Source organism: Blastococcus mobilis, assembly GCF_900188025.1.
GTDB classification, from domain to species: Bacteria; Actinomycetota; Actinomycetes; order Mycobacteriales; family Geodermatophilaceae; genus Blastococcus_B; species Blastococcus_B mobilis.
The window spans coordinates 1-9,809 of record NZ_FZNO01000053.1 but is presented as its reverse complement, the minus strand read 5'-3'; the positions used below and the strand labels follow the sequence as shown (position 1 = coordinate 9,809).

Here is a 9,809-nt window from a genome sequence, read left to right as displayed (position 1 = left end):
CCAGCCGGGCCCACTCCACATCAGTCAGATCGTGACGATCGCGCACACACCAGGCCTACCGAACCCGCCGGTCAAGATCGGTGAGACACGCCCTAGGCAGTGCCGGCCACGGGCGAGGGCGTCGACGACGTCATCGGTGATCTGTCCGGTGCGGTCGTCGTCGGCGATCAGGTCGCGGTAGATGGCGGAGATGCCGCCGGGCGCGGAGGGATCGGCGTCGCCGGTGTAGCGGTAGTCGGTGGGGTGGACGTGCAGGATTGGTTCTGGCGCCTGAGCGTCGGAGGACCGGCTGCCCAGAGTGCCGGCAGGCGGTTGGACCACGGTGTGGCGGATCGGACCCAGCTGCAGAGCGATGAGGTCGTCGAGCTGGTCGCGCCGGTACGGCGTGGCGGTCAGTCCGAGCCAGCGGCGAGCCGGGATCTGGCGGACGGCGTGCTCGAAGGCGGCGGCGGGCACGTGGTGGCATTCGTCGACCACCACCAGCCCGTAGTCGCTGGTCCAGCCGGCGACATCGTCGTCCCGAGCGAGCGTCTGGAGGGTGGCGATGTCGATGACGCCGGTGGTCTTGCCGCGTCCGCCGCCGCGCTGCCCGGCCTTCACGCCCAGCAGTTCGCTGATGCGGGCCCTCCACTGGTCGGCGAGGGTCTTTCGGTCGACCAGCACGAGCGTGGGAACCCCGTGGTGAGCGATCAGCGCGCAGGCCATGACCGTCTTGCCGGCTCCGGGCGGGGCGACCAGCACGCCGGCTTCTTGGTCGGCGAGGGCCTTGAAGGCTTGCTGTTGCTCGGGATCGAGTTCTGCGGCGAACTCGAAGGTCTGCGTTTCGCCGGCGGTCCGTTCGTCCGTGCACTCCAGGCGGCTGCCGGCCTGTTCCACGAGGGCGGTGAGCCGGTCCTGCAACCCGCGCGGCAGGAGCAGGTCGCCGGTGAGCGTCTCGTCGTAGCTGCGCAGGTAGCGCGGAGTGTCCCAGGTGGAGGCCCGGCGTCGCTGGCGCTCGTAGAAGACCGGGTTGGGCATCGATGCGGCGTGCTTAAGTGTCGCCAGCAGCGCCGGCGGTAGCTCCGCCGCTTCGACCGTGATCGTGGCGCCGAGCCGGGCGTGCACCACGGTGGGTGGCTGGACCGCGATTTTCGTGGAGGTGGGGGAGCGGAGACGGTCCACCTCGGCGCCGACCGCTACCTGGCCGAGCCGTTGCGCGAGCCGGTTGACCTCCTTGGGCGTGAGTCGGCCGAGGCTGGACAGGAAGGCCCACTGATCCTCGTGCGGCTCCATGGTGGCCAGGTCGAGGAACACCGTGGCGCCGCGGCGGCGGGCACGGCCCTGCAAGGGCGCGGCGATGAGATTGCCAAGGCCGCCGACCTGGGCAACGTCCTGGGAAGGGAAGAGCCGGTCGTAGCTCACCAGATCCATCCGTCCGCGCACGGCGATCGCCTCGCGCAGCAGACCGGTGCCGACCTGGCGCGCGGTGGCCGCGGGGACGGGTGCTGTGAAGATCAGCCAGACATGTGCGCCGAGGCCGGAGCGCGACACCTCGAATGCCGCGGATGCGCCGACCGTCCGGGCGGCCTTGAGGTAGGCGAGCGCATCCAGAACTGCGGTTGGGCCGTCGAAGTCGGCGGCCAGCCAGTGGCAGCGGTCACCGTCCAGCAGCGGATACAGGCCCAGCTCCAGTTCGCCGGACAAATGCGCGGTGATGACCTCTTCGGTCAGCGGCAGGTATTCGCGCTCCGCAGCGGGCACGCCCTTGCGCCATCCGCCGCGCACCGCCGGCACCCAGCCCGCGCGCCCGGTGCGCGCGGTCTCCCAGCGCAGCGCGTACACGTCTGGTCGGGCGGCGAAAAGGCTGGCGAAGAAGGCCACCTTGGCCGCGGCCGGTGAACCGGCGTGCACCGGCCCAGGCTCGCCGTCGAAGACGCCGGTCTGCACTGGGCCGGGCTGACTCGCCTGCTGCGGCGTCAACTCCAGCAGGCGCAGCAGTCGGACGTTCTCCGCACGCAGACGGGCAACCTCGTCGCGTAGCGCCGACAGCTCGTCGTCCAGATCGACGAACGGCAGAGTGCCCTGATCCGCGGACCCGGACGGAATCGGCACGGTCCCATACTGTCGCGAGAACCTCGTTGGGCGGCAGGTGGCGCGACGGCTGCATCCGCGGAGGGGTCAGCGACCGATGGTGGCCGGCTTCTCCTTGCCGATCATTGCGCGGTACTTCTGCCGCGCGGCTTCGCCGCTGGTCCCGACCGCCACGCCGATGCGATCCCACGGGACGCCGGCCTTCCGGGCAGCGGCAACGGCCTCACCGAGGTCACTCTCAGCGAGGGCACGGCGCAGGGCAGCGGCTCGGACCGCTGCCTCCTCCTTGGTGACGGCCGGTTCGAAGTCCTCGTCGAACACGCGGGACAGTTCCTCGGCCTGGTTGACGATCTCGTCGTAACTGCGCGGCATCGTGATCACCCTCCCTTGAGATACTTTCGCCGAGCCCTCATCGCATGAATGACGACCAGGACGCCGTCCTCACTCATGAGGTAGCCGACTTCCAGCATGGTCACGCCGTTGCGAGCTGGGCCGATGGCCATGGCGAGCTCGTGGTCGCCCTGGTCCGGATAGTCGGAGACGACGTTGCGGAGCGCATGCTCGATGTCCTCGTCCGCTACGTGGTGCCTGCGTGCAGTAGCGAGGATCTCGATCCGCACTGCACCAAGGTAACTTGTCGCCTCTGGACCGTCAAGTTAGTTTGGCGCACGTAGGAGTGGAGGCGCCGTAGGGAGTCGCACGCCGGACGGCGCTGCGGATGAGCGGTCGGCGTGGAGCCAGCGCAGTCATGCCGGTGTGCGTCAGCGAGTGTCCGAGGGGCGACACGCTACATACGCACACGGCTGGACCCCGCGTGATCGGGCCGGTCAGCCGTAGGCGTCGACGCGGTCCGAGAGGCGCGTGACCCGGACGAGCACCTGGTCGCGTGGTTGGAGCGAATCCCCACCGGGTGGCCAAGCCTGCCGGATCTTCGACCGGGCCCGAAGCGCGGACAAGAACACGAGGGTCTCCGTCAACGAGTCGTAGTCCTCGACCGCCAGGTGACGGCGACCGAACTGCCGTTCCTCGTGCTGGAGCCACGCGTGGGTGTCAGCGGCCTCGTCGATGGGTGGCTCGGTGGGCCTTCACTGCGGCGAGGGCTCAACGAGCCCAGGAAGAGCCCGCCGGATGGCCGCCGTGGGTGGAGTCGGGGCGGGTGGGGCGACGGTGCCCATCCTCCGAAACGACAGAGCAGCCAGGGTCGGTGCACCGCAGGGAGTCTCTGCGGTGTCCGAGGGTCTCCCAACCTCCCGGAAGACCCAGTCATCGGGTCGAACTGTCGGGCGGAGCCGTCATAGTGGGCCTGGCAGACGTTGCTCGTCCGGCTCCGTTGTGACCGGGGGACTGGGGGAGTTCTTGGAGATCGACCTGACGCGCGTGCCCATGGGCGAGCTGGCCGCTCGAGCCCTGGTTGAGGCGGTTGCGCGGACGGACGACCGGGCGGAGCGCCACTATCTGGAGGTCAAGAGCGCCATCGACCTGAAGACCAAGGAGGGCGTCGCCAAGGTCGCCAAGTTCATCCTCGGGGCTGCGAACCGCATGCCGGACGTCGCAGCTCGGTATTTCGAGGGACATGCGGTCATGGTCCTCGGCGTGGGCGGCGGCTCGACGCCTGGCATCGAACCGGTCGAGGCGCTCGACATCGACCGTGGCGTCCGCCCGTACCTGTCGGTGAACGGACCGCGCTGGGATCTCCAGCGAGTTCCGGTCGAAGACGGTCGTGAGGTCCTGCTCGTCATCGTCGATCCACCGAAGATGGGTCAGCCGCCCTTCCCGTGCTTCAAGGACGGCCCGGGTCTGTACAACGGTCAGATCGTCGTCCGGGCCGATGGAGAGACACGGCAGGCGACGGGGGAGGAAGTTTCTCAACTCCAGCAGCGAGGTCGCCTGGAGCGACCGGATGTGGACCTGGTTGTTACCGTCGACGGCACGGCCGTTGCGTACAGCTGCGACGAGCACATCCTCGAGCACCACATCGAACGCGAGAGCGCCCGGCTTATCGCGGCGCTGAGAAGCGCCGAGCGCGCCAGTCACTTCGGCCTCTCCTCGGCCGCCCTGATCGTAGGCATGGGGCAGCGGGAAGAGGACCGCACCGAGGACGAGTACCGGCAGGAGATCGAGTCCTGGGCGAGTGCATGCCGGACCGGGTGGGGGAAAGCCCTGGACGCTCTGGCTGCCGTGCTCACCGCTCCGGCGACCATCACCATCACGAACCGGGAGCAGGCCTTCCTCGAGGACGTTGAGGTGGAAGTCCACCTCGAAGGGCCGGTCAGGGGACTTCAACCTGTGAGCCGGAAGAGCTTCGCTGCTTACGACCTGCTTCCCAGCCCACCCAGGGCCTGGGGTCCTTGGGTCGACAGGTCGATGTTCGGTGCCCCGCACTTGCCGAGCTACCCCTACATGCCGTCCGTGCCCTCGGTCCCGACCGTGACCTTCCGGAATGGCGGCTCCGTCGACATCGCGGTCCAAGTCGGGGATCTGAGACCCCGGCAGGCCTACCGAACGGACGGGGACGAAGTGGCTCTCGTGGTGGACGAGGGGGACCTTTCCGAGTTAAGCGCTACCTGGAGGATCACAGCCAGGGGCCACCACGCCGTCTATGAGGGGCGGCTTGCGGTCCCGGTCGAACGACGGGACATGACCCCGGTCATGGAGCGGCTCCTCCGCCGCCTTCGTAAGGAGGACCCGGACACCGGCGAGACGGACAACTGATCTTGCCGGCGCCCGGGGTGAGCGGCATCAGTAGCTGTGGCCCTGCCCGGAGGCGGGAGCCGGAACGGCGTTGACACCGGACGTCTCGGACGGGATCCGGAGCACGGCCATCTGCCTGTGATCCTGTCGTCACGTTCAGGCACGATGGCGTTGTGGATCCTCTACACGCTGACTACCGGACAGCCGCCATCGGCGGGGAGAGGGCCGCGCGCCGCCAACTCGCGACGATCGCCGACCGGCTGCGTGCGGAGTTGCAACCGGGCGAGACCGCCACCTGGGTGGCCGTGAGCGCCACGCTGACCCCTCTGCTGGCGGTCCTGACCAACCGTCGGCTCTTGGCCATGCCAATCATCGCGGGTCGACCGGTGCAGGCCGCGACTGCGCCTTTCGCCGTGCGGCTGGGCAAAAAGCGGATCCTGGGCCAGGCGGTGGACGTTGTGGGCGCGCAGGGGGTGACGGTCAGTCTGGTGCTGACCCCCGGTGATCTCGACCAGGTGCGACGGGCGGCGGAGGTTCCTGCCGCGGCTTCCGGCGCCACATCACCTGCATCGGTGAGCGCGGACTCAAGTCATCCGGTCGCGCCACCCCCGCCTGGCTCGGTCGGAGCGTGGAACTGGGGTCGTCCGGTGGTGACATGGCAGGACGCGGAGTTGATGGCCGCAGCTCACCTGACGCATCTGGGTTTCCCCGGTGCCATGGTGACGCCGGGTACCGGCGACGGTGGGCTGGATGCCATTGCCCAAGGGTGTGTCAGCTGGCCTGTGTAAGTGCCTGACTCGGTGATGGTTCAGGCCAGGTCGAGCCGGCCCGGGAACATGATGTCGAACTGGTTCAGTGCTGTCTTCCAGGCGCCTCCTCCGCGGCCGGCGGTGGCTCGGGTGGTGGTGCGGCCCATCTCCTTGCAGGCCAGGTAGAGAACCTTGACCAGGGCATCGTCGGAGGGGAAGTGCCCGCGGTTGCGGGTGGCCCGGCGCAACTGACTGTTGATCGACTCGATCATGTTCGTGGTGTAGATGACCTTGCGGACCTCTGGGGCGAAGTCGAACAGCGGGATGACCCGCTCCCAGGAGTCGCGCCAGCGGCGGATGACCGCCGGGTTGTCCCGGCCGAACTCGGAGTCGGCCAGCGCGTCGAGCTCGGCGCGGGCGGCGGCCTCGGTCGGGGCGCTGTAGACGGTGCGCAGCAGCGCGGCGACCTTCTTGCGGTCCTTGTAGTTGACCCAGCGCAGCGAGGCGCGGACCAGGTGCACGATGCAGGTCTGCACCACCGTCTGGGGCCAGACGGCGTTGATCGCCTCGGGCAGCCCGCTCAGCCCGTCACAGACGGCGATCAGCACGTCCTGCACCCCGCGGGCCTTGAGTTCGTTCATCACCCGCAGCCAGAACTTGGCGCCCTCGGTGGTCTCCACCCAGATGCCCAGGACCTCCTTGCGGCCGTCGGCGTCGACCCCGACGGCCAGGTGGGCGGCCTTGTTCCGCACGCTGCCGCCGTCGCGGACCTTGCAGACCAGTGCGTCGAGGAAGATCACCGGATAGACCGTGTTCAGCGGGCGGGCCTGCCACTCGGCGACCTCGGCGTGCACCGCGTCGGTGATCTTGCTGATCAGGTCCGGGGAGACGTCGACGTCGTAGATCTCGGCCAGGTGCGCGGTGATGTCGCGGGTGCTCATGCCCTTCGCGTAGAGGCCGAGCACGACCTTGTCGATGCCGTCCAGGCGCCGCTGGCCCTTGCGCACGATCTGCGGCTCGAACGTGCCCGCCCGATCCCGCGGCGTGGCCAGCTCCACCGGCCCGGCCTCGGTCAGCAGCGTCTTCGGCGTGCTGCCGTTGCGCGAGTTCCCGCTGCCCCGGCCGGCCGGATCGCCGTGCTCGTAGCCCAGGTGATCGGTCAGCTCCTCGGCCAGCGCCGCCTCCAGCACCGACTTCATCATCTGCTGCAGCAGCCCGGAGTCCCCGGCGATGTCCAGCCCCTCCTCACGGGCCTGGACCACCAGTTGCCGGGCGAAGTCCTCGGGCACCAGCCGTCGCTGATCGGCGTCGCGGCGAGGACGGCCCACCCGACCTCGAGGCTTCTCGGCCGGCACCGCACCGTCGTCGACCACCGGAGCGTTCGTCGTGTCTGTCACTGCGTGTCCTCCCCAAGCCACGAAGGCTCAGCTTCGGAGTCACGCACTTACACAGCGGATCTGACACGCCCTTGCCCAACGGGCCGCGGCACAGGTCAAGCACCACACAGCACCCTCGGGTAGCCCGGACATCCAGCGTCTGTTCGGTGCCGCGGCCGACTTCCCGAACCGACTCTTCTACGCCACCGCCTACACCCCCGCCGGCGTCGCCGAGGCCGAACGGCTGAAGATCGCGTTGTTCCAGTTCACGCCTGAGGGACTGGTCGTCGCCGTCAACGCCTTCGCGCGGCAGGTCGCACCAAGCGTCCCCGCGCCGGAACAGCGTGGATTCTTCGGTACCCTGACCTTCGAATCTCGCCAGAACCGAGCGGTACGGTGGGCACAGGAGATTCAGGACGCCACCCAGGTGCCCATCAGCAACCGGCAACGCAAGGGCGCCCGGCAACTCGCCGCACGCCAGCAGGCGCTGCAGCTGATGCTTCGAGGCCTCGAGCAGCTCAAGGACAGCGACAACCCGCTGTACAAGCAGCGTCGTAAGGAGCGAACTCTCGCGGAAGCCGAGAGGACGCTCAACGACGCAGCCCGTCTAGTCGGGCTGCTCCTGAGCTGATGGGGGTGCCGCTTGTGACCGCCCTCGAGTCTTGAGCTCCCCCCCGTGGACGTGCCAACGTCAGAAACGGCGAAACCCCCACGGCGCAGTAGCCGTGGGGGTTCAACTCGGTGTCCGAGGGGCGACACGCTACATGCGCACACGCCTGGTCGAGCCCTGAGTCGAGAGACGCCTGCGCTGCCCGACTCCTATCCCTTCGGTGTCACGACGGGAGCAATCCGCCCCACCGTGTCGGAGGCCGACTCATATGCCTGGCCCACGCGCAGCACCGTCGCTTCGTCGAAGGGGCGACCGATCACCTGCATGCCGAGCGGGAGCCCGTCTCCGTCGAAGCCGACCGGTAGGGACAGGCTCGGCATGCCGGTCAGGTTCGCCGGCGACGTGAGTCGTACCAGGGCCATGGTGATGTCCTCGGCGACGCCATCGGGCCAGTTCGCCTCCATCGCGCCCACCAGGGGGGCGCCGAAGGGCTCTGTGGGTGCGACGAGCACGTCGATGTCGGCGAACATGTCGGCCCACGCGCGCTGCATGAGGGTTCGCACCCGGAGCGCCTTGATGTAGTCGGTGGCCAGGATCATCTCGCCAACTTCGAGGAGCACCCTGGTCTGCGCCGTGTACAGCTCTGCCTTCGAGCGCAGGGTTTCCTGGTGGTAGGCACTGGCCTCGGGCATGAGGATGGCCCACTCGGCAGCCAGGACCTGCTCGGGGTAGGGGATCGACACCTCACGCAGTTCGGCGCCCAGCCCCTCGAGCACGCCGATGGCCGCCCGCACGATGGAGTCGACGTCGTCGTGCACGCGATCGAAGAAGTAGTTCGACGGCACCCCCACGCGCAGCCCGGCGATCCCGCCGTCCAGGTCGGCGGTGAAGTCGGGCACGGGGACGTCGAGGGAACCGGTGTCGAGGCGGTCGAATCCCGCGATGGCGGGGAGCACGAGGGCGCAGTCGCGGACGTTCCGGGCCAGGGGACCGACGTGGTCCAACGACCACGACAGCGAGGCCACGCCGCGGCGCGAAACCCTGCCGTACGTCGGTTTCAATCCGACGGTCCCGCAGAGGCTGGCCGGGATCCGGATCGATCCGGCCGTGTCGGAGCCCATTCCCACCATGCAGCTTCCCGCGGCGACTGCCGCGCCGGAGCCCCCGCTGGACCCACCGGGGATGCGCGAGGTGTCCCAGGGGTTGCGAGTGGTCGGGGTGAGGCCGCCGTAGGCGAACTCGTGCGTGTGGGTCTTTCCCACCAGCACCATCCCGGCGTCCAGCAGTCGTGCGACCGTCACCGCATCGGTCTCCGGTATCCGACCGGCGCGGACCTGCGAGCTGGAGGTCGACGGGAGCCCGGCCGTGTCGTAGAGGTCCTTCACGCCCAGCGGAATCCCGTGCAGCGGGCCGCGGTACCGGCCGCCGGCGATCTCGCGCTCGGCGTGCGCGGCCGCCTCGAGGGCAGCGTCTGCGCAGACGTGCGCGAACGCGCCCAGCGCCTCCTCAGTCTTGTCGATCCTGCGCAGGACGGATTCGGTGAGTTCCCGGGGGGACAGGTTCCTGCTTTCGATCTCCCCGGCCGCTGCGGTCAGCGTCAACTCGAACGGTTCCACGGTCAGGCCTCCCAGCGTGGGTCGAAACCGATGGCCGGCGGAGTCTCGCCGAGTGGCACCGCGTCGAGCTGGTCGATCAGTGCGTAGATGCCTTCCACGACCGGCCCGAGCATGTCCTCGCGCTCCGCGATGTCCAGACGGGCGATCCGGGCCGCGTGGCCGATCGCCTCACCGGAAAATGCTCTCTCGACCATCAGCGTCTCCTCGGGGCCGTGGCACAAGCCTCATGGGATGGAACGCTCCGATCCCCATGCGAAGGCATGGGTGGTCAGTGCAGTTCCCATGAAGCGGACTGCAGGGGCGGTGCACTCGCGCGAAGCTAGCAGCTCTCCACCGATACGTGACGCGTAATGGGTCCCGCCAGGGCAGCCTGGCAGGCGCACCGGAAGCCGGGCCAGCCGTGGGCATGCCCAGCCGAGGTTGCGGCCTATCCGGGCCCCGATATCCCGCAGCCGGCCGAGGCGCCGACCGGGCAGCATCTACCTGCCCACCCAACACGCGGCGCTCACTGAGGTTTTCTCACCAGGTTCAGCGGGCTGAATTGCATCGCCGCTGGTCGGAGCGCGGGTTCCAGATGTAGGCGCGGGCTCTCGGGGTCAAGATCGTCTCGCCAAAGCCGATCTCCTCTTCCCCGGGAGCCCGCTATGTCTCATCGTGCCAGCCTGGACGTGTCCGCACCGGTCCTGAAGGCGGTGAC

General features: G+C 68.9%; 9 protein-coding genes. 3 read left to right on the top strand and 6 right to left on the bottom strand.

Translation table 11 applies throughout. The features are described 5' to 3' along the window. Positions 1 to 24: 24 nt before the first annotated feature. From CHB94_RS23845 to CHB94_RS23835, 3 genes are all read right to left on the bottom strand, one after another. Positions 25 to 2,091: a TOTE conflict system archaeo-eukaryotic primase domain-containing protein gene (locus tag CHB94_RS23845; RefSeq protein ID WP_089339034.1), complete on the bottom strand. Its 2,067-nt coding sequence runs from the start codon at positions 2,089 to 2,091 to the stop codon at positions 25 to 27. Positions 2,092 to 2,157: 66 nt separating this feature from the next. Beyond that, positions 2,158 to 2,442: a hypothetical protein gene (locus CHB94_RS23840; protein WP_089339035.1), complete on the bottom strand. Its 285-nt coding sequence runs from the start codon at positions 2,440 to 2,442 to the stop codon at positions 2,158 to 2,160. Between the two features lie 5 nt (positions 2,443 to 2,447). Next, the gene (locus CHB94_RS23835; RefSeq protein WP_089339033.1) at positions 2,448 to 2,690 is read right to left on the bottom strand and encodes a hypothetical protein; all 243 of its coding nucleotides are present in this window, start codon (positions 2,688 to 2,690) and stop codon (positions 2,448 to 2,450) included. 736 nt (positions 2,691 to 3,426) lie between these two features. Between CHB94_RS23835 and CHB94_RS23830 the strand changes: the two genes are divergently transcribed. Beyond that, on the top strand, positions 3,427 to 4,782 hold the full coding sequence (locus CHB94_RS23830; protein WP_141137641.1) for a polyamine aminopropyltransferase: 1,356 nt from the start codon (positions 3,427 to 3,429) through the stop codon (positions 4,780 to 4,782). 152 nt (positions 4,783 to 4,934) lie between these two features. Continuing rightward, positions 4,935 to 5,549 carry a hypothetical protein gene (locus CHB94_RS23825; protein WP_089339031.1) on the top strand — a complete coding sequence of 205 codons (615 nt, stop codon included), beginning with the start codon at positions 4,935 to 4,937 and terminating at the stop codon, positions 5,547 to 5,549. Positions 5,550 to 5,569: 20 nt separating this feature from the next. On the opposite strand, the gene CHB94_RS23820 is transcribed toward CHB94_RS23825, so the two are convergent. Further along, entirely contained in the window at positions 5,570 to 6,838 is a 1,269-nt protein-coding gene (locus CHB94_RS23820) for an IS256 family transposase (protein ID WP_438264954.1), read from the bottom strand. 304 nt (positions 6,839 to 7,142) lie between these two features. Between CHB94_RS23820 and CHB94_RS23815 the strand changes: the two genes are divergently transcribed. Then, complete coding sequence (locus CHB94_RS23815) at positions 7,143 to 7,517, top strand: hypothetical protein (RefSeq protein WP_089339029.1); 375 nt, start codon at positions 7,143 to 7,145, stop codon at positions 7,515 to 7,517. A gap of 188 nt (positions 7,518 to 7,705) precedes the next feature. Here the strand turns inward: CHB94_RS23815 and CHB94_RS23810 are convergent, their stop codons facing one another. Then, on the bottom strand, positions 7,706 to 9,112 hold the full coding sequence (locus CHB94_RS23810; RefSeq protein WP_089339028.1) for an amidase: 1,407 nt from the start codon (positions 9,110 to 9,112) through the stop codon (positions 7,706 to 7,708). A 2-nt stretch (positions 9,113 to 9,114) separates the two neighbouring features. After that, positions 9,115 to 9,306, bottom strand: a complete 192-nt coding sequence (locus tag CHB94_RS23805) for a hypothetical protein (protein ID WP_089339027.1) — start codon at positions 9,304 to 9,306, stop codon at positions 9,115 to 9,117. Positions 9,307 to 9,809: the final 503 nt, after the last annotated feature.